Origin of the sequence: Halomonas campaniensis (assembly GCF_002211105.1) — a bacterium.
GTDB classification, from domain to species: Bacteria; Pseudomonadota; Gammaproteobacteria; order Pseudomonadales; family Halomonadaceae; genus Vreelandella; species Vreelandella campaniensis_A.
In genome coordinates this window covers 118288-144301 of record NZ_JPUA01000028.1, presented here as the reverse complement: position 1 = coordinate 144301, position 26014 = coordinate 118288, and the positions used below count along the sequence as shown (strand labels likewise).

23 protein-coding genes and 3 pseudogenes are annotated in these 26014 nt (G+C 52.9%); 12 read left to right on the top strand and 14 right to left on the bottom strand.

The window, feature by feature from the left end:
* Positions 1–71 precede the first annotated feature (71 nt).
* The 4 genes and pseudogenes from JI62_RS10965 to JI62_RS10950 form a co-directional block, all read left to right on the top strand.
* Positions 72–920: pseudogene (locus JI62_RS10965) on the top strand (YifB family Mg chelatase-like AAA ATPase); the annotation flags it as partial.
* A gap of 80 nt (positions 921–1000) precedes the next feature.
* Positions 1001–2776 (top strand): hypothetical protein, encoded by a 1776-nt coding sequence (locus JI62_RS10960; protein WP_088700189.1) that lies wholly within the window; start codon positions 1001–1003, stop codon positions 2774–2776.
* Between the two features lie 198 nt (positions 2777–2974).
* Positions 2975–3779, top strand: a pseudogene (locus JI62_RS10955) (IS630 family transposase).
* Positions 3780–3975: 196 nt separating this feature from the next.
* Positions 3976–4986, top strand: a complete 1011-nt coding sequence (locus tag JI62_RS10950; protein ID WP_088700188.1) for a zinc-dependent alcohol dehydrogenase family protein — start codon at positions 3976–3978, stop codon at positions 4984–4986.
* Between the two features lie 104 nt (positions 4987–5090).
* Here JI62_RS10950 and JI62_RS23205 read toward each other — a convergent pair whose 3' ends face one another.
* The 5 genes from JI62_RS23205 to JI62_RS10925 form a co-directional block, all read right to left on the bottom strand.
* Positions 5091–5489, bottom strand: coding sequence for a Rid family hydrolase (locus tag JI62_RS23205; protein ID WP_088700187.1), 399 nt, complete (start codon positions 5487–5489; stop codon positions 5091–5093).
* 5 nt (positions 5490–5494) lie between these two features.
* Positions 5495–6406, bottom strand: a complete 912-nt coding sequence (locus JI62_RS10940; protein ID WP_088700186.1) for a PhzF family phenazine biosynthesis isomerase — start codon at positions 6404–6406, stop codon at positions 5495–5497.
* Positions 6407–6536: 130 nt separating this feature from the next.
* Positions 6537–7448 (bottom strand): LysR family transcriptional regulator, encoded by a 912-nt coding sequence (locus JI62_RS10935; RefSeq protein ID WP_088700185.1) that lies wholly within the window; start codon positions 7446–7448, stop codon positions 6537–6539.
* 14 nt (positions 7449–7462) lie between these two features.
* Complete coding sequence (locus JI62_RS10930; RefSeq protein WP_088700184.1) at positions 7463–8437, bottom strand: quinone oxidoreductase family protein; 975 nt, start codon at positions 8435–8437, stop codon at positions 7463–7465.
* Positions 8438–8584: 147 nt separating this feature from the next.
* A complete protein-coding gene (locus JI62_RS10925) occupies positions 8585–9478 on the bottom strand; it encodes a LysR substrate-binding domain-containing protein (RefSeq protein ID WP_205737509.1) in 894 nt (297 codons plus the stop codon).
* Between the two features lie 154 nt (positions 9479–9632).
* Between JI62_RS10925 and JI62_RS10920 the strand changes: the two genes are divergently transcribed.
* Together JI62_RS10920 and JI62_RS10915 are read left to right on the top strand one after the other, a co-directional pair.
* Entirely contained in the window at positions 9633–10418 is a 786-nt protein-coding gene (locus JI62_RS10920) for an NAD(P)H-dependent oxidoreductase (RefSeq protein WP_088700182.1), read from the top strand.
* A 41-nt stretch (positions 10419–10459) separates the two neighbouring features.
* On the top strand, positions 10460–10753 hold the full coding sequence (locus tag JI62_RS10915; protein WP_088700181.1) for a DUF1330 domain-containing protein: 294 nt from the start codon (positions 10460–10462) through the stop codon (positions 10751–10753).
* A gap of 124 nt (positions 10754–10877) precedes the next feature.
* Here the strand turns inward: JI62_RS10915 and JI62_RS10910 are convergent, their stop codons facing one another.
* On the bottom strand, positions 10878–11591 hold the full coding sequence (locus JI62_RS10910) for an AraC family transcriptional regulator (protein WP_205737508.1): 714 nt from the start codon (positions 11589–11591) through the stop codon (positions 10878–10880).
* Positions 11592–11785: 194 nt separating this feature from the next.
* On the opposite strand from JI62_RS10910, the gene JI62_RS10905 reads away from it, so the two are divergent.
* The 3 genes from JI62_RS10905 (at position 11786) to JI62_RS10895 (ending at position 13828) form a co-directional block, all read left to right on the top strand.
* A complete protein-coding gene (locus JI62_RS10905; protein WP_088700179.1) occupies positions 11786–12736 on the top strand; it encodes a DMT family transporter in 951 nt (316 codons plus the stop codon).
* Positions 12737–12853: 117 nt separating this feature from the next.
* Complete coding sequence (locus JI62_RS10900) at positions 12854–13048, top strand: hypothetical protein (RefSeq protein ID WP_088700178.1); 195 nt, start codon at positions 12854–12856, stop codon at positions 13046–13048.
* 84 nt (positions 13049–13132) lie between these two features.
* The gene (locus JI62_RS10895) at positions 13133–13828 is read left to right on the top strand and encodes a hypothetical protein (RefSeq protein WP_088700177.1); all 696 of its coding nucleotides are present in this window, start codon (positions 13133–13135) and stop codon (positions 13826–13828) included.
* A gap of 70 nt (positions 13829–13898) precedes the next feature.
* On the opposite strand, the gene JI62_RS10890 is transcribed toward JI62_RS10895, so the two are convergent.
* Complete coding sequence (locus JI62_RS10890) at positions 13899–14882, bottom strand: GlxA family transcriptional regulator (RefSeq protein ID WP_088700176.1); 984 nt, start codon at positions 14880–14882, stop codon at positions 13899–13901.
* A 120-nt stretch (positions 14883–15002) separates the two neighbouring features.
* Between JI62_RS10890 and JI62_RS10885 the strand changes: the two genes are divergently transcribed.
* Positions 15003–15722, top strand: coding sequence for an enoyl-CoA hydratase-related protein (locus tag JI62_RS10885; protein WP_088700175.1), 720 nt, complete (start codon positions 15003–15005; stop codon positions 15720–15722).
* A gap of 172 nt (positions 15723–15894) precedes the next feature.
* Here the strand turns inward: JI62_RS10885 and JI62_RS10880 are convergent, their stop codons facing one another.
* The 5 genes from JI62_RS10880 to JI62_RS10860 all read right to left on the bottom strand — a co-directional run bounded on the left by JI62_RS10880 (position 15895) and on the right by JI62_RS10860 (position 21880).
* Positions 15895–16659 (bottom strand): hypothetical protein, encoded by a 765-nt coding sequence (locus JI62_RS10880; protein ID WP_240513220.1) that lies wholly within the window; start codon positions 16657–16659, stop codon positions 15895–15897.
* 650 nt (positions 16660–17309) lie between these two features.
* A complete protein-coding gene (locus JI62_RS23200) occupies positions 17310–18398 on the bottom strand; it encodes a TniQ family protein (protein ID WP_088700174.1) in 1089 nt (362 codons plus the stop codon).
* Positions 18398–19282, bottom strand: a complete 885-nt coding sequence (locus JI62_RS10870) for a TniB family NTP-binding protein (protein ID WP_088700173.1) — start codon at positions 19280–19282, stop codon at positions 18398–18400. Before JI62_RS10870 ends, JI62_RS23200 begins: the two co-directional genes overlap by 1 nt.
* A complete protein-coding gene (locus JI62_RS10865) occupies positions 19279–21207 on the bottom strand; it encodes a Mu transposase C-terminal domain-containing protein (RefSeq protein WP_088700172.1) in 1929 nt (642 codons plus the stop codon). The genes JI62_RS10870 and JI62_RS10865 overlap by 4 nt, the downstream gene beginning before the upstream one ends.
* Positions 21200–21880: a TnsA endonuclease N-terminal domain-containing protein gene (locus JI62_RS10860; RefSeq protein ID WP_088700171.1), complete on the bottom strand. Its 681-nt coding sequence runs from the start codon at positions 21878–21880 to the stop codon at positions 21200–21202. The genes JI62_RS10865 and JI62_RS10860 overlap by 8 nt, the downstream gene beginning before the upstream one ends.
* A 141-nt stretch (positions 21881–22021) precedes the next feature.
* Between JI62_RS10860 and JI62_RS10855 the strand changes: the two are divergent.
* A pseudogene (locus tag JI62_RS10855) lies at positions 22022–22684 on the top strand (ATP-binding protein); the annotation flags it as partial.
* A 22-nt stretch (positions 22685–22706) separates the two neighbouring features.
* Here the strand turns inward: JI62_RS10855 and JI62_RS10850 are convergent.
* Positions 22707–23285 (bottom strand): NADPH-dependent FMN reductase, encoded by a 579-nt coding sequence (locus tag JI62_RS10850; RefSeq protein ID WP_240513219.1) that lies wholly within the window; start codon positions 23283–23285, stop codon positions 22707–22709.
* Between the two features lie 219 nt (positions 23286–23504).
* Between JI62_RS10850 and JI62_RS10845 the strand changes: the two genes are divergently transcribed.
* Positions 23505–24815 (top strand): esterase-like activity of phytase family protein, encoded by a 1311-nt coding sequence (locus JI62_RS10845; protein ID WP_240513218.1) that lies wholly within the window; start codon positions 23505–23507, stop codon positions 24813–24815.
* A 111-nt stretch (positions 24816–24926) separates the two neighbouring features.
* On the opposite strand, the gene JI62_RS10840 is transcribed toward JI62_RS10845, so the two are convergent.
* On the bottom strand, positions 24927–25910 hold the full coding sequence (locus tag JI62_RS10840; RefSeq protein WP_088700168.1) for an alpha/beta hydrolase: 984 nt from the start codon (positions 25908–25910) through the stop codon (positions 24927–24929).
* Positions 25911–26014: the final 104 nt, after the last annotated feature.

Sequence of the window (26014 nt, the reverse complement as noted above, 5' to 3'; positions counted from 1 at the left end):
GCACTTAAGATAAAGTAGAGTTCGCTTACATTCGGGTTGGAGTTTTTACCTAAACGCAGCGAGGGAAGAGCATGACGCTAGCCATTGTCGCCACGCGAGCGGGCGTGGGGTTAGATGCACCGGCGGTGCATGTTGAGGTGCATCTGGCTAACGGCTTGCCGGGCCTAACGCTGGTGGGCTTGCCGGAAACGGCGGTAAAAGAGAGCCGCGAACGGGTGCGCAGCGCGCTAGTCAATGCGGGTTTCGATTTTCCTAATACCCGGCGTATTACCTTAAACCTCGCCCCCGCCGATCTGCCTAAAGAGGGTGGCCGCTTTGATCTGCCCATTGCATTAGGCATTCTGGCCGCCTCTGGGCAAATCCCGGTGGAAGCGTTAGAAGGCATGGAGTGTGCTGGCGAGTTAGCCCTGGATGGCAAATTACGCGCCGTGCCTGGAATACTCCCTTTTGCCCTGGCCACACGGCGGGCAAAGAAAGCGCTGATTATTCCCCGCGCCTGCGCCGATGAAGCCGCCCTGGCGGGCGATTTGCCGGTACTACCTGCCGATACGCTCTGGCAAGTCGTCGCTCACCTACTCGATCAAGAGAAGATCCCGCCGCACAAGCTAAGTGCCTCGGTGAAAACCACCGCCCCGGTAGATGATCTTGCCGATGTGCGCGGCCAGCAGCAGGCGCGCCGCGCGCTGGAAGTCGCTGCGGCCGGTGGCCATAACCTGTTGTTTGCCGGCCCGCCGGGCACCGGCAAAACCATGCTGGCCAGCCGCCTGCCGGGCATTCTGCCGCCGCTTTCCGAAGAGAATGCCCTGGAAGTCGCCGCCGTGCGATCGGTTTGCGGGCTACCGCTGGAAGCGGACTGGGGCAAAAGGCCATTTCGACAGCCCCATCACAGTGCCAGCGCTGCGGCGCTGGTAGGTGGCGGCTGTCATTTTCAACAATTGTTGCGACTAAACAATAATTACTGCGACAATCTCTATGTTGAGTTTACATAGAGCGCGCCCTTGTGACGGTTTCACTCAAACAATGCAGAACCTTTAGCTTTTCAGACGGCACTCTCAAAGACGAAGCTAAGCGCTTGGTCGTTTGGTGGTATGGGCCTGTCGAAAAAAATACCCGCGCAGAAAGCGTCCCTAAAATTTATGTATTTTTCAGGCCTATTGATCAGAATAACAATTTAGGAGATGTGATTGATCGACCAACGGTCTTAACACATATCGGGCTATTGAGGATTGGTTCCGTCTGGGAACAGGGGGTGAGCAACTCTCGCATTGCGTTTGATGAGAGAACATTCCCCGTTTCATTTTCTCCAGGCGGTTGGCGGATTGTTTCTCTAGATGACTTACGCAAAGCAGGACGCAGCCTCTACACCTCCTTTCATGATGATTACTATTTGCCACTGGACAGAAAGCAAAGATCGTACCTGATCGAATTTGACCTTCCAGATGGCAAACACTTGCTTATCCCTTGCACAGAATTTTTTACTCGCGTTTACGGCCGCTCTTCTGAGATCAAGCGAGTGCTCGCTACTTACCCTTGGGAAAAAGTCAAAGAGCGTCTTTATCGACCGCTTAATGCGCCTGCCGCTCCAGGTACATGGCCTGTCAAATTTACATATCGTGTTCATAAACACGATGCCATTTTGCTCGCCCATATGCTGTACGATCACTATGCGGAGCAGGCTGCCAGAAGAATTTATTCGCAGCTTGAAGCCCGCTTCCCCGAAGAGAAGATACTTTTTGAGGCCACGCCTTGGTTTCAGGGAAGCGGGGAACTCTCTGTGTCTGGCGTTCCGATTGACGGTGGCAACTCATTTCTAGGGTTGCAGATATTAGGCTGTACGCAGCCCGATGGTGCCACGATCCATCGCGAAAGAGAAAAGTCAGCGACAGTGCCCGCCACCGATGGCGATGATGCTCCCACTCCATTCCCCTATCATCAGCTTCAAGACATTCCCGATGTCATTGACCTGACCGATGATGAAGAACCCGACCATGGCTCTTCTTGGCTGGATATTACTGAGGACGAATTCGTTATTTTAGGTAAGCCTCGCGTTGTCCTGGATAAGCGATATACCCGAAAAAACGTGCCCGATACACGAGGCGTCCCCGTTCCTGGTGACGAAACGATTTTCTCCACCGGAGAGCTCTATGGGTCAGGAAAGGGAGTGGGGCAAGCATCTATTCATGCACCCATTACACTGGAGTCGCAGGGCTTTCTACGTGATATGTGGAATGCGCTTCTCTATTTAAAATCAGCCTATCCTACAGCGATTCATAGCGTTAGCTGGTTTACCTTTGAAGACGGCTTCAGCACGTCCCCTGATCCTCGATTAATTAGCCTCGAACCCTTCGGCACAGACGATGAGGTAGAAACGTCCGTGGCCAATTGGGTCTATATGGATACTCAGACCAAGGTTCTTCGCGGGGTACTTGTCATCAAGGTGCATGTGTTAGGTCAAGCGCTTTATCTCATGGAACTTCAGCGACGCCCTCCGAAACCCAGAAATGGCAGTAGGGAGGAAGGGTCAAAACCTCCGTCCTACAAAGGTTTAGTGTTTACGTTGGATCACCAAGACAGCTTTGAACACTGGTTGCGCCAAGTGCTGTCTAACGTGCGGCACGTTGAAGGTGTCGTTCAAAAACTCGTTCGACACTGTCCAGGATTCGCCGATACGTTCAAGCACCCGAAAGCCAAAAATGAGAACGTTCCCGGCGAAGCTTCCGTGCTGAATGCCTTTAGCAAGGTCGGTATCATGCGAGCAGACCTATCAGGTCACTAGCTATGTGAGGCACGTTATAAAAACAGCCAGTATAGCGGCATAGGCAAACAGATTGAGAAATCGGACGTTACTCATGAATCGTTCGTTTCTGGCGCTTTACGACTAGCAGTTATGACAGCTCAGACTGACAGAGCGCTAAGTGCCCTTGTCTTAAGTTCTTATGTAATACTGTTTCGGATATTCCTGACGGATGGAACTGTGTTAAAGCGTTTCGTTGCTCTCCTTACTGATCCTGAACAACAGACGCGGTCTTCTGCCTATCACTACGGTGACAAGCGCGCACTACTGCGCCGTGCAAATGCCATTCTTCTAAGCAATTATGGTCATACGATCAACCAGATTAGCCACATACTCGAGGTCCGCCGCGACGCCGTATCATGCTGGTTTAAATAATGGGAAGCGTCAGGCCTCAAGGGATTGATCGACAAGCCCCGTAGGGGTCGCACGCACGCCCTAGACGAAAGGAATCATCAGCGACTTAAGGAGCTTGTCGCCGAACAGCATCACCAGATTACTTTGATGAATCGGGCTTTTCACAATCGTCGTCGGTACCCTATGCGGGAGCCGCATCGGGCAACCCTGCGAGGTGACGGCCTACTCACACAGCCGTAGGCTGAACGTATTGGGGTTTCTCAGCCGTGCCGAGAAACTGTTCTACCACACCACGACGGTATCGATGACCTCCGAGACGGTCATCGAGGCGTTTAACCAGTTTGTAGCACAGAAAAACACCGATACCTTCACTGTCGTAGTGCTCGACAACGCCAGCATGCATCGCTCACAGGGCTTCAGGCGGAAAATGGTCGAGTGGATGTCACACCGTGTGAATCTGGTTTACTTGTCGGCCTACTCGCCAGAGCTGAATCTAACTGAGATACTGTGACGTCAGATGAAGTACGCCTGGCTGCCGTTGAGCGCTTACCCGTCGTTTGATCATCTATGTGAAAAGGTACACCGACTACTGGGTAGCTATGGAGCTGATGACGCGATTCATTTTGAATAAGCACTTAGCTGTAGAGCTACTTGTCTGAGAAGGCGTACTGCAAACTCGTAGTAGTAGGAAAATACTGTAAGGGCTGCTGTGTAAGTCTGATTAATGGCTAGCATGTCTATGAAGGAGCTTTACATACTGCTCTCCGGACGCATACCGCACATAGGAAACCATGTGCTCCGGCTAAATTTATGGAGGATACAGATACATGAATGCTTACACTACTGTCGGCGATGGCATCGTCAATCTTAAATTAACTGCACCTCCTCAGCAGAGCATTGGTTCCGACCAAATATTAGTAAAAATGCTTGCTGTGTCCCTAAATTACCGCGATCTCCTCGTTATAAATGGGGTCGCAACCTGGAAACCCCAGTCGAGAAGAATCCCTGTTTCCGATGGCGTGGGTGTAGTCCTCAATGTAGGCAAAGACGTATCAGAGTGGAAGGCAGGAGATATTGTCGCCGGAATCTATTTACCTGAGTGGCTGGACGGCCCCTTGACCGAGGAAAAGTATGTGAACCCGCTGGGCGGTGCAGCCGCAGATGGCGTTCTTTCAGAACAGGTAGTCTTTCATCGAAATGCTGTTGTCAAAGTCCCTGATCATTTAAGCCCGGTTGAAGCAGCGACCTTGCCAGTTGCTGCGGTAACTGCTTGGCATGCAGTGTCTTGCCGCAGTCAGGTGGCTCAGGGCGAAAGTGTTCTTATACAGGGCACCGGGGGGGTATCTTTATTTGCCATCCAATTCGTAAGCGCTCTAGGTGGCATACCGATCCTGATTTCAAGCAGCGATGAGAAAATCGAGAAGGCCAAGCGGCTAGGCGTAGCGTCGGCAGTCAACTACAAAAAATATCCAGACTGGGAAGACAAAGTACTCGAAATCACGAATGGGAAAGGGGTTGACCATGTTATCGAGGTTGTCGGCGGTGCAAACCTTAATAGATCCTTAAAGGCAATCAAGACCAGTGGCACGATCAGTTTTATCGGCCTCATCGCAGGGTTGAGTGCGCCAATCAACACCTACCACTTTGTCACCAAGAACGTGCAAATCCACGGCATTGAATCTGGCTCCAAGCAGATGTTTATGGATATGAACAAATTCGTTGGGCAGGAGAAGATCAGGCCAGTAGTTGATCGGATATTTTCATACAACGAAATTGGCGACGCGCTAAGATACTTGGAGAGTGGTGCGCACTTCGGAAAAGTTGTGGTTCAGTTCTGATTGCTCAGGGCCCTGTTTTAACAGGGCAAGCGAACTTGCAACTTTCGGCTTGCCCTGCTTGTCAAAACAGAGCCCTGCAATATCCAGGGAGTGGGGTCACCACGCTAGAGCTTTAGACAGTTTCGGTTTGAACGCTGGCACTTTCTTTCCGCGATCATTTGGATGCTAATCTTGGCCCCAAAACGGAGCGCCGGAACGCAGCCCATACCCCGTGCAGGCTTGTGATTCCCAAATGCATTAGCAAATAAGCCGTTCACACGATTCCAATCGTTCATGTCCGTCAGGTAAATAGCCGCACTTAGTAAGCACGTCAGTGAGCTCTGGGCGGCCTTCAGAATATTGCTGCAATTGTGAAAAAGTTGTCTGGCCTGGTCCGCTAGCGTCTCAGCGAGTGCTCCTGTTTTCGGATCAATCGGGAGCTCCATTGAGAGGTAAATTACACCCTCACTCTCAATGGTTTGGCTGTAACGACCATTGGCTGTAGGTGCTTCACAAGTCTCAATTTACTTCATTCGGGCAGCACTAGCTGGCCTTCGATAACTATCACGGCCTCACCTGCGATTTTGATAGAAATAGAGTCGTTTCGGTGACTTAGCCTTCCTTCTACAAGAACGCGGCCAGGCCTATTGAGTTCGTGCCCCTGACCAGCATAGAAGGATGCCAAACCGTCGCTATCAACCGGCAACAACCCGTGTCGAATCAAATAAGCACCCAGACACCCACTTGCATTACCGGTCACCGGATCTTCTGCTATGCCAATAGCGGGAGCAAACATACGGCCATGAGTGAGACACCCTGCGTCCGGGCTGTCGAAAGTCCAAGGGTAGAAACCATTGCAGCCAATTGCCTTGCTGATTTCAATCAACTCTTTATTGTCAGGTTGCATGCGTACAATAGACGCACGATCTCGAACCGGAATAACGACTTTGGAGTGCCCAGTGGAAACGATTTGGAGTGGATAGCCTTCAAGTAACTCGCTAGATTCAATTCCAAGTGCGGCGACAATTCGTTCACTGATTGCCGTATCGAAAGCTGGAGAGAATTCAGCTGTTTTCTGATGCATCCAGATTTGGCAGGCACCATCTTTTTCCGCTGTTTCGACTTTAAGTGGGCCGGCTCCGGTGTGTTGAGTACAGACCCCTGGGCCTTTTCCTGTACGAGCAAGAACAAAATGCGCGGCTATCGTGGCATGCCCGCAGATCGGCACTTCAGTGCTGGGTGTGAAAAATCGAACTGTTACATCACCGTCGCAGTCCCCGGAGGGAAAAACAAATGCGGTCTCGGAAAGGTTCATTTCTCGCGCGATGAGCTGCATCATCTCATCCGTCAGCCCACGGGCGTTCCGTACTACCCCAGCGGGATTCCCCGCAAACGCTTTTTGTGTAAATGAGTTAACTTGAAAAATATCAATAGAGTGCATGAACACGTTCCTGTTCGGCAAATAGCGGGCTGTAACATACCGACTGACAATCCATAATCCGAGCGCGAGCCTTTAGCGTATTGCGCGATAACGGCGACTGTCCTGTAATTTTCATTCTAGTTTTTAAAAACTAAGCTCCAGTGCTTTCATCGAACTGGTTGTTGAGCCAGTCCTTGAATGCATGGGTAACGGCGCTTGTGTATTTTCGTGATGGACGTATCAGGTAGATTCGACCTGGTTGCCCAAGTGTCCACTCTGGCAGTACCTGAACAACCTCGCCGCTCTTCAGCGCTTGATCAAACAGCCAGTCGCCAGCTCCAAGGATTCCAACGCCTGCTATGGCAGCGTGTAGCAATGCTTCACCATCGTTACCAGTTAGCGATCCTGAGACCCGTACGGTGGTTTTCTCTCGACCTTTGATTAGGCGCCAATTGGGGTGTGAAGAAAGTCCAGAGAACCCAAGACAGTTGTGATTGACTAAGCACTGGGGCGTGCTTGGGTAGCCATGGCGCTCAAGATAGCTCGATGACGCACACAGAATTCGTTGATAGTTTCCCATGGGGGTAGCGATGAGTCGGCTGTCATTGAGCTCGCCCACGCGTATTGCTGCATCAAAGCCTTCGCTAATTACGTCCACGAAGCGCTCACTGTGACTTATCTCCAAGGAAATGTCTGGATTAGCCAGGAGAAAACTTGGCAGCCTTGGTGCCAGCCACAGCCGCCCCATTGCACCAGGAACGGCAATACGCATGTGACCACGGACTTGAGCAGCACCTGAGGTCGCTTCTTGCTGGGCCTCCTCAATCAGGACTGTGGCCTGTCGCAACTTTGCCGCTAGGCGCTTACCTGCGTCAGTGAGGCTGACATGTCTCGTGCTGCGCTCAACGAGGCGCACACCGAGTCGAGCCTCAAGTGTTGAAAGCCGCTTCGATAGGATCGAAGGGTGACGCTGAAGATATTTACCGGCAGCCACAAACGAACCATGTGTCTCTACGGCCAGTAATGCGGTGATTTCGTCAGTCTGACGGCTATCGATGGGCATGAATCATCCAAGCACTAGGGAATCAGTACAATAGTGCCCTGAGAGTGGCCACTTTCGAGGGCTTCGTGTGCCTGGGCCACATCAAGCAGAGGAAAGGTCCTCCAGATACGGGCAACGATGATCCCTGCTCGGAGCGCAGATATCACGTCAGCTGCTCGTTCTTGATACTCTGCATCAGTCGCTGTGTGTGCGGCCAAGGATGGGCGGGTCAGGAAAAGTGATCCTTTTGCATTGAGCTGACTGACCTCTACCGTAGCGGGCGCACCGGACGATGCCCCAAACGACACCATCAGTCCCCGTGGGCGAAGACATTCCAGCGAACAGTTGAATGTGCTTCGACCAATAGGGTCGTAGACCACATCTACCTTATCGCCATTAGTCGCTGCTGCTACTTGTCTCGGTAGTTGCTCGGCGTCGAATACAAACACGTCATCGCATCCGGCGGCTTTGGCTTTATCGATACTCACGGCTCTTGAGACCACGCCAATAACGTATGCCCCAAGGTGTTTGGCCCACCGGGCCATGATGTCACCAACACCTCCAGCAACGCCGTAGATCATCACTTTGGTGCCTGCCTTTACCTCGTAGGTGGATTTGAGCAGGTACTGGGCAGTGATGCCTTTGAACAGGACTGCGGCAGCATCCTCAAAGCTGACGTCATCAGGTAGCTTTACCAAGCGACTAGCCGGTATGCATCTAGAAGCCGCATAGGCACCCAGCGGCCCAGTTGCGTAGGCCACTCGGTCTCCCGGTCGGAACCCTTCTACACCGGATCCTATTGCCTCTACGATGCCCGCACCTTCAAGGCCAAGACCGGACGGTAGCGGAATCGGCACAGCACCATTGCGTTGTGTGACGTCCAGGAAATTAACCCCAACAGCTCTTTGTTTGAGCAACACCTCGCCTTCAGTGGGAGCAGGTGCTTTGGCCAAAAAGGCTTCGAGGACTTCAGGGTGGCCGGGCCTTTCAAAGCGTATGACTGTGTGCATGATATGAGCCTCTCCGTTCAATGCCAGGATCGTCACTCATGATGAAAGATGCGGCAATACATCAAAAATGCAGTTCAGTGATGCACTAAATGCAAGGATGATCCAAGGACACGACTCCTGCAAATTCAGCTCTCCAGATTCTTTCGGTTACAAGCGGTCCAGATCGCTTTTTGGGGCAGTGTCTACTAGCCAATCAGCGAGCCACTGGGCAGCGCTACTTAGAGCCATTTCTTTGCCGTAGACGATGTAATAGGCCTTTCCTGTGAAGACTGCGTGCTCAAACAGCTGAACAAGCCTTCCTTGCTCAATATCGTCCTCTACAAGCCAAGGACTCGTCAGCACTATCCCCTGATTGCGACGTGCAGCCTCGATGGCAAGCTCCGACTGATCAAAGTGAAGCCCTCCCGATGCATCATCAGAACTTACGCCGGCCTCTGCGAGCCAGTGTGCCCAGTTCGCATGAGAGGTGGTGTAGAGCAGCGTAGCCTTACGGATATCGTTTACCTCGCTCAACCGTAAGTGCGCTCTGTAGCCAGGGCTGCAGTACACCCGTGCCTCATCTTCGAGTAACAGGCGTGAATGCAGCCGGTTATCAACTCCGTCGAAGTGGCGTACCGCCAAATCGTATGAGCCGATGACCAGGTCGACTGGGGCGGGCGAAGCGTTGACGTGAAGTTTCGTGTTTGGAAATTGCCGGGTGAAATCATGCATGCGCCGCGCAAACCAACTATTGGCAAACGCGGGGGGGAGACTGAGGGTTACGCGATTTGTCCTTTCCCCCATTACCATTTCGTTAGCCCGTTGGATCTGCTGAAGGGCAGGTTTGATTTGTGACCAATAGCGGAGAGCGGACTCTGTCGGCGTCAGCTTTCGGACACTGCGCACGAACAACTGGACTCCTAGCCATTGCTCCAGTTTTCGGATCTGTTGACCCACCGCTCCAGGTGTCACGAAAAGGCGCTCAGCCGCCAGGGTAGTGCTACCCGTGCACATCACTGCATCAAAACAGGCTATTGCCTTCAATGGGGCATCGGATCTCATGGCGTAGTTTTTCTCCTTCATGGCATGAGAACACATGATTTGTGGCTGCGCACTATCGTTACGACAATAAAAAACGTCCTGGTGCGTGGCGTTTGCTCGAGTAGCATTACGAAGCTCACCTCTAAGACCATGAACCCAGAGAGGAGTCCAATTTATGAATGTCTTGATTGTCCATGCTCACCCCGAGCCGCGCTCATTCAATGCCGCGTTAACGAAGACAGCGGTTGAAACCCTGTCGAGCCGAGGATATCACGTCGAAGTTAGTGATCTGTACGCGATGGGATGGAGTCCAGCCCTAAGCCCTGACGAGTTTGCAGACCTAGGTGAGGGGGACTACTTCAACCCTGCCAAGGCCCAGGAAATTGCTTACGCAAGCGAGCGGGTATGCGGCGATGTGGTTCGCGAGCAAGCCAAGGTGAGAGACGCAGATCTTTTGATTTTCCAATTTCCGATATGGTGGTTCTCAATGCCGGCCATTCTCAAAGGCTGGGTCGATCGCGTGCTAAGTCGTGGTTTTGCCTATGCCTCTGGCCGCAAATACGATAAGGGCATGTTCAGGGGAAAACGCGCCTTGCTGAGTCTCACGACTGGGACTGCCAGCTCTCTGTATCAGCCGAACGGTATCGATGGCGATCTAAACCACATTCTCTGGCCGATTCATAACGGTGTCCTCGCCTATACCGGATTCACCGTGCTTCCACCCTTTGCCGCCTGGATGCCGGCACAAGTCAGCGCAGAGCAACGCGAGGATTATCTGAGCGCGTATAAGCAACACCTAGATGGGCTGGATGAATTGACTCCATTATTCTTCCACCCCCGAGAAGATTACGACGACAACCAGCAGCTCAAGCCTGGAGTGGTCGCTCAGTCTGGCGTGCAATGGAATCCCAGCGCGGGTCAGTCTTTTGCACAGTCTGCTGAGTCAAACAAGCGGCGCTGAATATCACGGGGTACGCCCCTGCTAAAAAAAGGAAACTGTTTATGAGCGGCTATTGGATCATTTTCGCCTCAGAAGTTATCGATCAGGAGGCGCAGAAGGAGTACGGGCGCTTGTGGGGGCCTATCTCGGAGAAGTACGATGCAAAAATCAAGGTATTGGATCAAGGGGCCCTGGTCGAGACACAAGGTAGCAGCCGGGTATTGGTAGTTGAATTTCCGAGCTACTCACAAGCCAAAGCCTGCTACGAGGATCCTGCGTACGTCGAGGCGAAATCCTACGCTCTGCGTGCTGCGAAGCGAGAGGTGCTGATAACAGAGGGCGAGTTTGCATGGTGATCAAACTGGAGGTCGTTAGCTGATATGAGACTGCCTTCTTTTGACCGACCCTATTGAAAATAGTCTCGTCGCAGTTTTCCCTATGACAACCTTCTGGGCTCAACCGCCATAAGCAACCTAAAAATTACTGTTGCTTAAAATTTCGGCGGTACTCATCTGGCGTCTCACCAGTGAGGCGACGGAACATCGTGATAAATGCTGAGGCACTTGAATAACCAAGATCAAATGCGACGCCTTCAACTTTAGCTCCTGTTTCGAGCAGAGACATCGCTTTCACAACTCTCAAACGCTGCCGCCACTCTGATAGCGACATTCCCAAGTCGCGTTGGGCACGACGCATTAAAGTACGCTCGGTGGCGTGAACAGTCTTGGCCAGCTCAGCAAGAGTACGGTTATCATGGGGAGAAGCTTCGATTAACGACAGTACTTGGCCTAGCTGGGGGTCCTCAGAGGTGGGGAGGTAACTGCCAGCGCATTTCGCAGCAGCCAACTGATCCACCAACACCCGCAGCAGCCGCGTGACGTCATCAGGGTAAGGCGCTTGAACCTGATGGCGGCGAAGATGATCAAGCACAGACTTAATCAAAGGATTGATAGTTAACGCACAGGTCACCCTAGGCAGGCCATCAGCCAGCGGAGATGCAACATAGACAGAGCAGTGAACTGCCTCATAGCGGTTTAGCCCCTGATGTTCGACCCGCGGCGGTAACCATAGGCCGTACTGGGGCGGTGCAAGATAGTGCCGCTCACCAACCTTGACCTCTACCACCCCTCTATACGAATAGACAAACTCGCCCCACTCATGACGGTGGTATGGATATGCTGCACCAGCTGGCATACATCCGGTACGGAACACCACTGGAGCTGGCAGATGGTTGCTGAACGGCGGGAGAAGCAGATGTCTTGTAGAGTGTCCCATACCAGTATTTTATCTTTGTCTGAGTAGCTGCATTGGATGTCAAATCCTAGCTATATTTTTTAAATACGCCAAATATATACTCTCCTCTCGCAGCTAATTGCCTTGGAGGAAGCATGGATCCCCGCCAATCACTCGATTCTCACGCTGTCGGGCTGATGCTCGTCTTTTGCCTTACTCTGGGCATGCAACAAGTCGCCCTGAAGGCGACGGGTGATGATATCTCTCCCGTTTTGCAGATTGCACTGCGCTCTGGCATCGGCGCCTTGCTAATTGGACTATACGTGTTCGCAAGGCGGCAGCGCTTGTCGTTTAGTGATGGTAGCTGGAAACCAGGCTTAGCAGTGGGTGTACTGTTCTCACTTGAATACTTACTGCTGGGCGAAGCTCTGCGCTTCACCTCGGCTTCGCACACCGTGGTTTTTCTATATACTGCTCCAGTATTTGCCTCATTATTACTGCATTTCCTAGTACCCGATGAGCGCATGGCCCCTCTCCAATGGGCTGGTATTGGGCTAGCCTTTGGCGGTATCGCTATAGCGTTCTTGTTGCCTTCCGAAACCGCTGACACCAATAACGGTCCTTTGATGCTATGGGGCGATTTGTTGGCTCTACTGGCCGGTGCTGCCTGGGGTGCGACCACTGTGGTTGTACGCACCTCACGTCTTGCTCACGTGTCAGCCGAACAAACTTTGCTCTATCAATTAGTAGCGGCTTTCATCCTATTGCTGATGGGGGCCGCAGCCCTTGACCAACTGGCTATCAACCCTACGCCTTTAGCGTTGGCGAGCCTTGCCTTCCAGGCAGTTATCGTTTCCTTCGCCGGGTTTCTAGTGTGGTTCTGGCTGTTACGCCACTACCAAGCCTCGCGCATTGGCGTGCTTTCTTTCATGACACCGCTGTTTGGGGTTGGGTTTGGTGCTTGGCTGCTAAACGAACCTATTGAGCCAGGCTTTCTGATCGGTGCAGTGCTAGTCATCATCGGTATCACGCTTGTCAGCGGTCACGGCTGGCTTAGGCAACAGATGGGCTCGCTTGGCAAAACGGCGACAACTAATCGAAAGTAAGCCTCCCAACACGTATAGCCAGGGCCATTTCCCCGGCCCTGGATTTACATCTGATTTGTTGCATGCATGATGCTAGCGTCAGCATTTTCACAGTAGGCAGCCAGTAGGTCATACCCCATGGTAACCCGTACCCCATCGCTTGAACGCCCTATTCAAGAAATGGCGGTAAGAAGGAAGGGTCAAAACCTCTGTCTGACCAAAGGTTTAGTATTTACGCTGGATCACCAAGGCAGCTTTGAACACTGGATGCGCCAAGTGCTGTCTAACGTGCGGCACGTTGAAGGTGTCGTTCAAAAACTCGTTCGTCACTGAAGGGTAAAAAGCACACTTTAGACGTAGTATATTGGCACGGCGCTAGACGATTCATCAAACATCCAAACTGATAAGGCGATCATAATGGGTGACTTATACATCTCTTCGGCAGAAAGAGAAGCCTTAAAAAACCTCGACTCCGACGAGCTAGACATAGCCATCAGGGAGTGTGTCCACAGCGTAACGCTAAGTCAGCTCTACGGATTTAATTTAGAAAGTTGCGGCCTATATGTTTCAAACAAATTGAGAGACTTTCAAAAGTCAGTTGATGCACACAGTCGGGCCAAGTCTTCTAAAAAGCGTGATGAAACCGATGAGTCAATGCGTCGAGCTGCTGATGATCTAACACATGCTGTTCAACAGATGCAGCAGCGGATGGAAGAAGAAGAGAAAGACAACCTGTTGTTTCAAGTCGATGACCATATCTTCCAGCCCTTTCATTACGGTGATCGTCTGGAAGTGCGACTGGGGTACCAATGGCGTAAAAATACGGCGGATAATTGGACGTATGGCTCTATCACGTTCCTCTATACACCTGATCTTAGCCCCGATTACAGCTTTCCATTACCCAAGCGGAAGCCCAGTGCTGCGAAACTGGCACAGGAGCGTCAAGAAAAACTACGGCGTGAATGGGAACACCTTAAATTGTTAAGCCTTCATTCCCTGAGAAATTTTTTCAGAGAGGGAGGCATCGGTAGTGACATCCCTAAAACCTACCAGGTGACGTTAGATACCTATGGTCGCGGGCTCAATAACTTCAGTGCGGATTTTTGGCGCTAAAGACCATCTTGAGACAATGGTCGTTGAGGTTTTTTAGCACTGTGGCAAACCAAGCCGAAAGGCTGATTCCCTATCGCGTCTGGAACCGCTCCCGGTAAGCACCAGGGCTAATGCCTATTCGCTGGCGAAAAAGCCTTGTGAAAGAGCTGGTATCGCTATATCCAACCTGGCCAGCAATATTCTCTACGCTATCGGAGCTGCTCTCTAGCAGCGCCCGAGCAGCTTCCAGCCGGATATCCTGAAGATGGGCTAACGGCGTTTGATCCATGACAGACCGAAACCGCCGGTTCAGCGTCCTTTCAGTGACAGCAAGGGTAGCCGACAACTCTGACATCCTTATGGTTCTCGACATGTTGCTCTGTAACCATTGTTGAGCCCGGTACACCAGTGCGTCGGAATGACTCTTTTTGCCAAGTAACGGAAGATAGGGGATCTGGTTGGTCTGGCTAACGTCGATCAGCATGGTCTTTGCGCAAAGCGACGCGATGACAGGCCCCGCGAATCGCTCAATTACCCGCACCGTTTGAACCAAGTAAGACGCTGAGGCTCCTGCACATATCAGTCGATCCTCCTCCGTGAGGACTGGCTGAAGTTGCAAATTAACGCCAGGAAACTTCCCTCTAAAATGCTTTTCCAGCCACCAGGTCGTTGTCGCCGAACGACCGTTCAACAAGCCTGTTTGGGCCAGTATGAACGTGCCTGTGCAATTGGCGGCAACCCAGGCCCCTGACGACCACTGCGTTGTCAACCACTCACACGCGTTGGATTGCAAGTCAAGGAAGCTGTCGAACAAGCGATGCCCACCGTAGTAGATACTAGGGACGAACACCAGGTCATAGCGTTTACTTAGATCCAGCTTGTGAGTATGCAAAGCCATGCCATTGCTGGCGATGGCAGGTTCACCCGACATTGACACAAAGTCCCAATCGAATAGTTCGGATACGGGCGCTTTCTCAAGCCGTAGATGCGAATTGGCGACCTTCAGTATGTCTGCAAATCCCGCCACCGTGGATGCGTAGCAGTTATCAAGGGTCAGAATAGCAGCTTGAGGCATGAGATGTCCGAAATCGCATAAATTGTGTCATATTGAACACTTTAAGAGGTGTTGGTGGGTCTGTCCAATAGCGAGTGAGAACGTCATCTAACCCCTCTGTGCTGAAGGAAAATAACTGCTATGAAAAATATCGAGTCACTAAATTTCAGTATCGAAGATGGTCTGTTACACATTTGTATTGATCGACCCGACAAGCGCAACGCGCTCACGATGCCGATGTTCACCGCTATCACCGAGGCTCTGAAGGAGGCTGACCAGCGAGATGACGTGCTCTGCATCGTGGTCACTGGCAATGGCAGTGCATTTTGTGCAGGCCACGACTTAAAAGCTTTTGAAGAGTGGCCGCAGCAACCGCAAGACCCCGTGCCAGCATTCTTGCACGCCATTACCGACGTAAGAAAACCGTTGGTAATTGCAGCGCACGGTTCCGCAGCAGGCATCGGTGTGACATGGTTACTGCATGCTGACTGGGTAGTTACCAGTGAAGATACGAAACTCAAGCTACCCTTTATCGACATGGGCATCGCCCCCGAGGCAGCAAGCACGCTTCTGCTCCAACGTGCCGTGGGTCTTCCTCTAGCCAAACGCTTGATATTCGGAGGAGAAACCTTCAGTGGTGCCGATGCGTACCAGTGGGGATTGGTCGCAGAACTTTCGCCTGCTGAGGATGTGCAAGCTCGTGCTTTTGAGCGTGCAAAATTCTTCGCGTCGAAAGACCCCGTGATACTCAGACAGATGAAAGACTGGTTGCATCCGAGTAACGAGTATCATCAGCGAATAGACGAAGAAGTCGAAGGAATAAATGCGGCGGTAGAACGTCGAAGGAATGCAAGCGCGTAACGCGTTTGAGTGCTCATAAATCCAGACTGCAGGGCACTTTGGTAGACGCAAAGTCACAGGCCTAGTGCAAAGAAGTGTCCTAGCTTAAGCAGCAAACTGACGAACGCTTGAGCATGTCATAACCGTATTTCACCCAGAAGACACTAAATGAGATGCTGGAAGGAAGCCGGTATCACTTGATCGGCAGCCAATACCTTGAACCTGCGTGAAAAGCGACAACACCGTCACCAGCTTGGCTTAACTCATATGTCACTGCTGATTTTTTTGTGACCTTTTTATTATGAAAATACTCCATTCCCAATAAGACCCAACGTGCCATCCAAGCCTCATCTTTAGCGTCACTATCTGCCATTTCCATGATCATGCGAGCTAGCTTTTCTTTGCGCATCATCCTGACTCGTTTGCTATCCACCTTGGGAGCCAGCTCAGTGCTGTAGCGATGATTCAGAAAGTTGATAAATCCTGTTAGGGATGCTGCTTGCCCAGGCGCTACAACCAGGTAGTTTTCAACGTTAGCTTGGTTAGGCAACTGTAAGCCCTCAGGATGAGTCTTAAGTAATAACGTGGCAGCCGCCCTGAGCGTCAGTCGTGCAGAGGTATGCGACGTTTTCCCAGCCTCTATGCGCGCTTCCAATTGATGCCAGTAAGCTCTCAGCGCCTTTTCTGCTAGCGAAGCGGGCGGCATAGACCTGAGGCACTCCTGGATACGCCGTTTCTCGGAGTCGACTCGTTTTGCTTGATGATCCGGCTCCACTCCTTTTTCTTCATGTAGCCATCGCATCGGGAGCCTCACACGCCGCAACCCCTCTGCCCCGAAGTGGTGAAGTAGCTCCACATAGCTCGGTATCCGTGCCCATGCCTGGTCGAGCTCAGTGAAGAACGACCAGAAGTGGTTGATCTTCAGGGCAGCTTTATGCGGACCCGTGGTGCGAATCATCCATTCACCAAACTCCTCAAATGCCTCCCGTAACGCTTTGGTGGTGAGACCGGCTTGGCCAATGGAGATCCGCTTGCGGCATGTTCGTGTCCAGTAGCAGGGCTCACAGACATCGCCTCGACCGGCTGGCATAGGATGGCCACACGATGGGCAAGCAATGTCCCCTAGCTCATAACAGGCTTTGCACAGCGCATTCCCGTCGGGTGCCATCACCAATAAACGATGTCGACGACACGCAGAGCAAGTGCCGTGGTCTGCCGTCGCACAGCTTGGACATAACCGATGATCATGCCCCATACGCGTCACTCGGGTAAGACGTTGAGACGCCTTCCCACACCCCTCACAGGGTTCTGGCTCTCTAAAATAGGGAGCGCAGGCGTTACAGACAGGGCCGTAGGAAGTGACCTTGCCGATGGTGTAGTCTGAACTGGCTTTGCCACACCGTGCACACGGTTTGTCGACGTCACATTGGCGACAGACGGCTTCTGGGTCATTTTTAGGCAGACGGGCAAACTCACCACACTGTGGGCACATCCGCCGCTTAAACACACGGGCATAGCAGGTTGAGCAGTAACCATGCCCCTTATGACGTCGCCACAATTTGGAAACTTCCCGGCCACACTCATCGCAGCCGACCATTTGGTGTTGATTCAAGAGGATGGCTCCGCTTTCATTCTGCGTTTCAAACGCGCCCAAGAGGCTCTAACAGCACGCTCCGACGTAGGGCGATGATCCGGTTGAACGCGGCGGCGATGTGGCCCATGAGGATGATGAGATAATCGTGATAGTATCGGTAACAGGACAACAGGAGGTGACTTTCGAGGATCAAAAAGCGCGCTCGTTTTCACATTGAACGCGACCAACGCATCGAACGCCTCCTCAATACCTATGTCCATGAAGCGCTCAACCGCCGTCAATAAAGCACTCCGCTCGCTGATAGGCAACAGCTCAAACGCCAACCCAGAGATAGGCATGCGGTTATTCACGACGGGAATACCTAACGACAGAAGCGCTTCCGCGAGGGGTGATGAGGGCCGCCGACTTGCACGTCGCATAACGCCAACCAAAAAGCTCGCCATAGAAAACCAATCCGCGACTGCGATAGAGCTGCTCCCAAATCCTGCTCTCTCTCCTTTTAAAACACGATCAGCCAGCACCTGGAAACGGAACGCCTCAGGTAAAGGCGACGTGCATACTGCTTGTCTAAAATCCTCATGACACCGACTGCATTGAGCTAAATGTTGATCTTCCGCTGACAGACGATGAGGCTCTATAGGGGCCTTGCATACCGGACACTCATCTATCAGTTGCACTCCATGAAAGCCGCACCCAATGTGCCAAGCGAATCGCCAGTGTCGGCGTAAGTAAGGGGTAGAGTCCTCTGCCAAGCACAATGTGCATACTTGCTGTCCTCCATGGCGTAGTCGATTTCGGCTACCGAGGGCCAACAGCCAGGGCCAAGTTCGCATTTCCGGTAATGAGTCACCTGCCACTTTCTCACAGTCCTCCCGCATCCCCGCCTTCTGAAACTTGGCGGGAGTATTCCCCGAGGCATTCACCAATGGACGCATTCTTGCGAGGGGGATTTCCCGATCAATGTCCCTTGTCCATACACGCCATGATGGCCAGATAGCCCCGGTGAGCGATAAAGGATCACACCCCTGTCGCAACGCCGCCCGAACGAGCCATGAGGAAAGGGACTCCTCAGGCAGCAGAGGCACACTCAGCGCCCAAGGCATTACAACATCACTTCCCTAATGCCACGGGTAGGTCGCACCCATGATTTACTCTGAATAATTTTCTCATCGATGCGCTCAGCTCCAGACACAATAGCGGCATTCGCACACTCAACCAGCAGCCGGTGCAAGTCACCCAAATTACCGCCAGAAATCGCGTGGAGCTGAGTCGCCAATTGCGGCTCATGCAGCTGGGAAGGGTGTTGGAGCGGCAGGATCTTCTCAAAGCCAGCAAGCAGCTTCTGAAACTCCTGATTGAGCTCCCACTTCGGCAATGCAACCACATCAAAACGGCTCGCATGTTGCGGGTCTGAATGCAGCACACGCACAGCATCCTGCGTACCCACACCCACGATGGGTATCATCAACTCGTTGCATAGGAGCTTGATGGCATTCATCGTTTCCCGCTGCTTGACGGCTCCACCTGTTAACAATGAGTGGAACTCATCAATGATCAACAGGCGCGTATGGCAAGCCCGCAGTTGATGAATCACCTGGTAGCGCAGCTTGGGTACCGGGTCTGAAGGCCGATAGGGAGCCCAAAAGCTCTCTAGCACTGCGACATACAGACTTTTCTCATCAGCACTAGGTGGGGCTTGAGTGACGATCACGGGTTTCACCGGTTCTACGTCTTCATTCACGTAGCCCTCACCGTACTGTTTACGAAACCGTTGAACGATGGTGGTTTTTCCGTTGTTGGAATCACCCACGAGCAATAGGTTAGGCATACGAGGACGGCTAGGCTTCTCCATCAGCCCACGCATGACCTCGATGACACGATTGGCCAATGGGTACCCCAACCATCGCGGTTGATCCATAAACTCCATTCGCTCTTTAGCTGACAGTCCCAAGACATAACGAAGATCAGGATGAAGGTGTGTGCTCATGATATGTCCCAGTTCACATCGATATCACCCGATAAGAGACCGTCTGCCTGAGCGGGTGACTCTTTGGGAGCTGCGGTTGAAGGCGCATGTAAAAGGGGATCAGCAGGCGTCACCTTTTTCTCATGCTCTTTACGTCGTTGTGCCTGACGGCGACTTCGCTTGGTACGTGCTTGCGACTCCTCCACATGGGTTCGCAGTTCACTGATAGCGCGTAGGATTTCAGACTCATTGACCGAACTCCTACCTTCCTGGCGAAGGCGCGCTTTGGCCTGGGCATACTCCCAAACACTCATCGAGGGGAGGGCGAGATTGGCAAAGGGGACACGAAAATACTGCCCGAGCTCCGGATCTTTGAACCAAATGACGCTAATGTCACGAGGGTCACGCCGAAACACAAAGGTGCGTTTCTTGTTCGACGTGTCTGGATCTTTGGCATTGATCCATGGCCTGAGCGCCTCATCGTAATAGTTCATGCCATCGATGGTCACACCAAAAGTCTGGATCGTGCGCTGAAAGCTGGGCAAAAAGTCGAGCAATACAGAAAGTCTATTAGCAGGCCGTGGTGCTAAGCCCACTCCCTGCACATCGGCATTGCCAAACACACCGATTTCCCATTTCCGCATCGGTGACATACCAATGCCAGAATGAAGACGCTGGTGATAAACCTTACAAATCAACGTCACCAACCACTCTTCAAACTCGCTTTTCGTCATGGCCGCGTGCTTCTCGGGATCGTACCCCTCTTTCTCTTTAATGGAGGAAAAGGTCGTCCCAGGCAGGTTATGGATCTCCTTGAGAAGAGAGCCCAGCAACCGCTCGATGTGGCCACCGTAACGAGGCTGCTTAACAGGCCGAAATTCAAGGTTGATTCCATAGGCTAGGCATGAGCGCCGAAACGTCTCTGAGCGAAAATCGGGGCCGTTATCGACATGAATCGTGGCGGGCATGCCCCATACCGGCCACTCAGCCTCCACGTTATGCAGCAGCAACCATTCATCTTTAGGGAGCATTGATTGAGCCACACACATGCCGACGGATGTTTCAGAGGGTGGGTCGAACGATAAGTAATAGCCTGTGACTACGCGAGTGCACACGTCCATGGCCAACGTGATCCATGGTCGGCCAATCGGTTTGCGATGCACGTCATCGACCAAAATAATATCGGCGGGCGTGTGGTCAATCTGCATGACCGCTAGCGGATAGTCCGCATTGGGAAACTTCCCGGCCGCTGGCTGAAACTTGTTAATGGCTTTGTCTCTGAAGCCATGGCCACGCAACCGGTCGCGCTCTGGAATATCCCGCAGACGAGCACGAACGGTACCAGGGCTCGGCGGGTCGATGCGCCGTTCATGGCAACGCCGCATCACTTCCTGAACTGCTTTTTGTGCGGAGGGACGCTGCAGCGTCAGGTACACGTCTTTGATGACTTCCTGAATGACCGCCTCGGCATGCGCAGGGATACGCGACTTACCCTTCTTCCATCCTGGCTTTTGAGGAATCAAAGCAAGCACCGAGCCCGTCGCCTTGTACCGCTTCAACCAACGGTAGATCGTGGCCGTATCCACGCCTGTTTGTTTAGCACGCTCTTCCGCTGCATCTCGCCCTACGGTATGGCGATCCACCAAGGGCTTAATAATGGAAAGGCGATGCTCAGCCTCCCGCCAATCGGCATCCCCAATCTCAGACAAATCCTGCTCAAGGGGAGCAGGCCCTCTATGGAAAGGCGTTAATTCACTGATGCGAAGCGGACAACTACGCCCGGACTCAACGGCTATACCAATGACCGTCTCAAAATCGAGCACCTGAGAAATTCGGTAAACGGTGTCACCTTTCTGAACCTGCTCACCCACCGTGATTTGCAAGTGTTGGCGTGTTTGGGCAACACCGTTACTGGGTTCATCTGTGTTGTCACGAGGATTATTCATGATCGGGTATCCACACCTCTGATAGAGGGCTAAAGGATTGCGCCATATCGCAATCTAGCTGCCGGGTCGCCAGCAGATGCCATAAATGCGCAATTCCCTCTGCCCGATAAATGTCACCCATGAAGTGCCGAGACAACAGGTAATCCAAGGTCGCCACCCCCATCTCCCTCACCGTGTTGAGCACTGCCTGGCTTTCAACCGAGGCAAACACCATTCGTTTGTAGCGCGCCAAGAAGGTGATGTTGTCCAGGGTCTTATCACGAATGCGGCTCTCGTCATGAATGCTAAATGACCACCCCTCGTTGCTGGCATGCCGCATCGCCGCCTTCCATTTAGGCGACCATTCACGCCAATGTGCTTGCCACTTTTCCCGTGGTTTGACCTCCACCAGGAGAGGTTTTGGGTAATCCCTGTAATCACGATTACCGAGACGGTAATAAACCAAATAATCCGGCGTGTAGGTGTAGCGTCTACCGGTCACGGGATGATGAAACGGAATCTCGCACGGCTGGGAAATCACACCAAGGACGCTTACATCAAAGTCAGCCTTGATGAGGAAATCACGTTCGAGCGTCGACTCGAACGCAATAGACTCCTCCCCGCGAAAGGCATAGTAGCCAGACACACTTCGTCGGGTAGGGCCGATGTTACGAACGGATGTAGGCAGTGGCATGAGCAGTCGCACCAAATATTGAACAAAACGCGGTCTGTCGCAGCAATTACTATTAATTCTGTCGCACTCAATCTTGTACAGACTACCATAATAGCCCGATATTACGCGCTGAGGGTCGCATTAATTGCTGAAAATGACAGCGGCTCAAAACCCAAACCCGGAGAGATATCGCTGGCTCATCACGGCGTGCTGTTTTTGGATGAACTACCGGAGTTTTCCCGCCATGTGCTAGAGGTTTTGCGCCAACCGCTAGAAACGGGAGAGATCCATTTAGCCCGCGCCAGCCATGAGCGCCGTTACCCAGCTCAATTCCAGCTCGTCGCTGCAATGAACCCTTGCCCCTGCGGCCATTTGGGCGATCCGCGCCAGCGCTGCCAGTGTACCGCCAGTCAAATCCAACGTTATCAAGCGCGGCTTTCCGGGCCGCTGCTAGACCGCATAGACCTCCAGGTGGAAGTCCCTGCCCTGCCGCCAGATCAGCTCACCGCACAAACCCAAGGCGAGTCTTCAGAAGCCGTGCGTGAGCGGGTGATGGCCGCCCGAGAACGCCAAATGGCCCGCGGCGCGCTGAATAGCCAGCTAAGCGGCAAAGCCCTGGAGGCCGCCTGTGCGCTTAACGATGAAGAGCGCGCTTGGCTTGCGGGCGTGCTCGAAAAGCTCAAGCTCTCCGCCCGCGCCTATCACCGCGTACTGCGCGTAGCCCTGACCCTGGCCGACCTTCAGGGCGAACCCAAGCCCACCCAGCCGCATCTAATTGAGGCCATTGGTTACCGCCAGCTGGATCGGATGCTAAAGGGGGCGTAAGCCCCCGCAACCCACTGGACGGTTAGCGAGTGGCGGCGAGTGAGTCCACTAGGCGTTGGCACAACGCATCCAGCTTCTGCCCCGTGGTTTCATCGTGTAACGCGCCACTATCGTTGAAGGCGCTGCCCGCTTTTGCCAGCGATAATGGCTGTGGCAGCACAACCAGCCCCAGATTGGCTAACAGTTGCTGGCCCAGCGGTAGCGCACGGATGCCACCTAGCCCACCGGGGGAAGCCGCCACCAGCGCTGCCCACTTACCGGCAAACAACCCGAGCCCCGGCGTATCCTGGTAGGGTCGTGACAGCCAGTCCAGAGTGTTTTTCAGCAGCGGGGTGATAAAACCGTTGTACTCCGGCGAGGCGATCATCACTGCTTGGTGATCCGCAAGAATCTCACGCAGCTTCAGCACATTCTCCGGCATGCCCTGGGCTTCGATATCTTCATCAAACAGTGGGCAGGGGTAATCCTTTAAATCGATAAAAGTGGCTTCCCCGCCAAGCGCCTCAATACGCTTGGCGGCCAGCTTGGCTAGCTGCTTATTCAGTGACGCTTCTCGGGCACTGCCCGCAAATACCAGTACCTTTTTGACCGATGATCCCATTGTCATTTCCTCTTTGAATAATATATTTGAAAGCCACACCATTTATTAATATTTACGCCTGTTGAGCAAGGCGTATTTTACGACTCAGGGCCAGACTCGATGTGAAACCCTGCTGCCATTAAAACGTCTGCACTTTGTCATTCAACTATCACTATTACGGATGAAAATTAGCAAACGCTGCACCTGCTCTAATTTCTCTTCCCAAATGGTGAAATAGTGATGACAAAGCCGTTACTAGCGACTGCTCTACTCGCCTTTGCGTTTACCAGTACGGCACACGCCCAGCAGAGCTTCCCCGCCACACTGTCCGGCCATGCCCAACTGCCCGGCAGCACCTTTGTGACGGCCCCTGCCGGTGCCGCTGAGCACTACAACGTCTCAGGCCGTTTTACTGGCCAAGAGGGCCGCGTTGAGCAGCTGTATACGAACATGCAAGAGACCGGCCTAGCGCTACCCTTCCCCAGCCAGCCTCTTCAGGGGTTTTCTGGTATTCGCTCACTTGGCGATAACCGTTTCCTGGTGTTGACCGATAACGGCTTTGGCTCCAAGGCGAACTCCTCCGACGTCATTCTGATGTTTAACATCATAAAGACTGACTGGGACACTGGGCGTGTCATCGTTGAGGAGACCGTTCAACTCTCGGATCCAAACCGCAAGGTGCCCTTCCCGATTATGAATGAAGCCACCCCTGGCCGATTCTTAACCGGTGCCGATTTCGACCTCGAATCGATACAGCCGGTGGGCGATAGCTACTGGATTGGCGATGAGTTCGGCCCCTGGATTATCCAGGTCGATAACGAAGGTGAGGTGTTGCAGGTGCTGGCCACAGACCCAGGCGGCACACTAATGCGCTCACCCGACAATGCCTTTGCCCTCACCCCGAACCCTGGCGCGCCTCTCGCTGATGATGTGGTGGTGTTTCGCTCCGGCGGCTATGAAGGCATGGCGCTCTCCGAAGACCAAACAACCCTTTATCCCTTATTGGAAAAGCCAGTCTGGGACAGCAACGCCAACGCCCCGGAAACCATTGATGACGTCCCTGTGTTAAGAATGTTCGAGCTCCATACTGAAACCGGCGAATGGGGCGACGCAACCCGCTACTACCCCTTGGAGTCAGCGGATCATGCGATTGGCGATTTCAATCTTATTGGCGGTACCCGCGGCCTAATCATTGAGCGTGATAGCCGCCAGGGCGACCCGCGAGAAGAGTGGGCAGAGAATCCCGCCGAGTTCAAACGCATCTATCTCATCGACCTCGAACGTACGGACGAGCAGGGTGTACTTGAGAAAATCGCCTATATCGACTTGATGGACATCCAGGATCCAGAGGGCCTTGCACCGCGGGGCACGATCAACGGCACCTTTAACTTTCCCTTTGTGACCATTGAGAACGTGGATCGTGTCGATGAGAGCACCATCGTGGTTGCCAACGACAATAACTACCCGTTCTCGATTGGCCGCCAGCAGGATCGCGCCGATGATAATGAACTGATACTGCTCGATGTAGAGGACTTCCTGAACGCCCAGTAATGAAAGTAGGTATGAACATAGAAAGGTAAAAGCACTGAATAACCCCGTAGCGGGGTTTATTCAGTGCTCGTGACGTATAGGGAGTAATCTCGCCAATGTGTTTTACAAAATCTATTGGCTAGCACTTTCAACAAACCCATCTACAAAGTTATCCAACGCTTCAAACAGCACTTCACGGATGGGATCTGCCTCGTTTACCAAGTGGTGGCGAGCTTCCGGGTGACGATGAATTTCGGCATTAGGAAACTTCTTCGCCAGAATCGCTAAATTCCACTCCCAATCGACGGTCAAATCCTGCTCGCCCTGGAGTATCAGGGTAGGCAGTGGGTTGGGCTCCTGGGCCAGTAGGCGAGGCATCCAGCGGCGCATAGCGCTCACCCAGGCAACGCTCAAGCGCTCAGGCTGCAGCGGGTCACCCTCACGTAGAAACTCGGTGAACTGCTCGTCGGTAGAGTTGGGGCGATATTTACGCGGCAACTCTTTTACGAACGGGCTGGCAATCAAGTGCAGCCAGCTGGTTTGGCTCCATCCCCAAGGCCGCACCAGGGGCGCCAGCAGCACCAAACCCGACCAGCCGGACGCCTCACGGCGGGTGAGTGCATCGGTAGCCAGAATCGCCCCACCGGTACTCTGGCCCACGCCTAACCACGGCTCAGGCGCCATGGCTTGGCTCTTTAGGGTCATCTGCAAATGGGCCAGGCAGTGCTGATAATCATCGAAATCTTCTATTGCCGCCCGCGCACCGCTGGAAAGGCCGTGGCCGGGAAGATCCCACAGCACCACTCGCCACCCCTTAGCCAGCAGGCGTTCAAGCAAATGGCGATATAGCCCCATATGATCGAAATAGCCATGTACCACAAAGGCAGTGCCCACCGGCTGCGGGGGGCTCCACACTTGGCACCACAGCGCAAAGCGCCCTGTATCGATAAAGCCTGCATGCACTTCACTGGTATCTAACAGCAGTGCTTCTAAGCCATAGTGGTGGAAATAGCCTTGCATGGCGTCTGCCAATACTTCCCCTGGCAACAGGCGGCTAAGAGCGGTATCGCCCGAGGCGTGGCGAAACAAGCCTTCCAGATGTTGGAAATCACGCATCGTTGTTTCTCCATAACGCCATGTTCCGTTGGCCTAGACGCGGCTGTCGAGCCGCATTCCCAAAACCTAATACCTAGTCATTTGGTCGAGCATTTTACCGCATT

Coding starts and splice junctions, on each gene's coding strand:
- JI62_RS10915 (WP_088700181.1), top strand. CDS start 10,460: ATGAGCGGCTATTGGATCATTTTCGCCTCAGAAGTTATCGATCAGGAG.
- JI62_RS10865 (WP_088700172.1), bottom strand. CDS start 21,207: ATGAATAATCCTCGTGACAACACAGATGAACCCAGTAACGGTGTTGCC.
- JI62_RS10895 (WP_088700177.1), top strand. CDS start 13,133: ATGGGTGACTTATACATCTCTTCGGCAGAAAGAGAAGCCTTAAAAAAC.
- JI62_RS10840 (WP_088700168.1), bottom strand. CDS start 25,910: ATGCGTGATTTCCAACATCTGGAAGGCTTGTTTCGCCACGCCTCGGGC.
- JI62_RS10940 (WP_088700186.1), bottom strand. CDS start 6,406: ATGCACTCTATTGATATTTTTCAAGTTAACTCATTTACACAAAAAGCG.
- JI62_RS10850 (WP_240513219.1), bottom strand. CDS start 23,285: ATGGGATCATCGGTCAAAAAGGTACTGGTATTTGCGGGCAGTGCCCGA.
- JI62_RS10890 (WP_088700176.1), bottom strand. CDS start 14,882: ATGCCTCAAGCTGCTATTCTGACCCTTGATAACTGCTACGCATCCACG.
- JI62_RS10930 (WP_088700184.1), bottom strand. CDS start 8,437: ATGCACACAGTCATACGCTTTGAAAGGCCCGGCCACCCTGAAGTCCTC.
- JI62_RS23200 (WP_088700174.1), bottom strand. CDS start 18,398: ATGCCTTGGGCGCTGAGTGTGCCTCTGCTGCCTGAGGAGTCCCTTTCC.
- JI62_RS10870 (WP_088700173.1), bottom strand. CDS start 19,282: ATGAGCACACACCTTCATCCTGATCTTCGTTATGTCTTGGGACTGTCA.
- JI62_RS10900 (WP_088700178.1), top strand. CDS start 12,854: ATGGTAACCCGTACCCCATCGCTTGAACGCCCTATTCAAGAAATGGCG.
- JI62_RS10845 (WP_240513218.1), top strand. CDS start 23,505: ATGACAAAGCCGTTACTAGCGACTGCTCTACTCGCCTTTGCGTTTACC.
- JI62_RS10935 (WP_088700185.1), bottom strand. CDS start 7,448: ATGCCCATCGATAGCCGTCAGACTGACGAAATCACCGCATTACTGGCC.
- JI62_RS10950 (WP_088700188.1), top strand. CDS start 3,976: ATGAATGCTTACACTACTGTCGGCGATGGCATCGTCAATCTTAAATTA.
- JI62_RS10860 (WP_088700171.1), bottom strand. CDS start 21,880: ATGCCACTGCCTACATCCGTTCGTAACATCGGCCCTACCCGACGAAGT.
- JI62_RS10885 (WP_088700175.1), top strand. CDS start 15,003: ATGAAAAATATCGAGTCACTAAATTTCAGTATCGAAGATGGTCTGTTA.
- JI62_RS10925 (WP_205737509.1), bottom strand. CDS start 9,478: ATGAGATCCGATGCCCCATTGAAGGCAATAGCCTGTTTTGATGCAGTG.
- JI62_RS10880 (WP_240513220.1), bottom strand. CDS start 16,659: ATGATTCGCACCACGGGTCCGCATAAAGCTGCCCTGAAGATCAACCAC.
- JI62_RS10905 (WP_088700179.1), top strand. CDS start 11,786: ATGGATCCCCGCCAATCACTCGATTCTCACGCTGTCGGGCTGATGCTC.
- JI62_RS10910 (WP_205737508.1), bottom strand. CDS start 11,591: ATGCCAGCTGGTGCAGCATATCCATACCACCGTCATGAGTGGGGCGAG.
- JI62_RS10920 (WP_088700182.1), top strand. CDS start 9,633: ATGAATGTCTTGATTGTCCATGCTCACCCCGAGCCGCGCTCATTCAAT.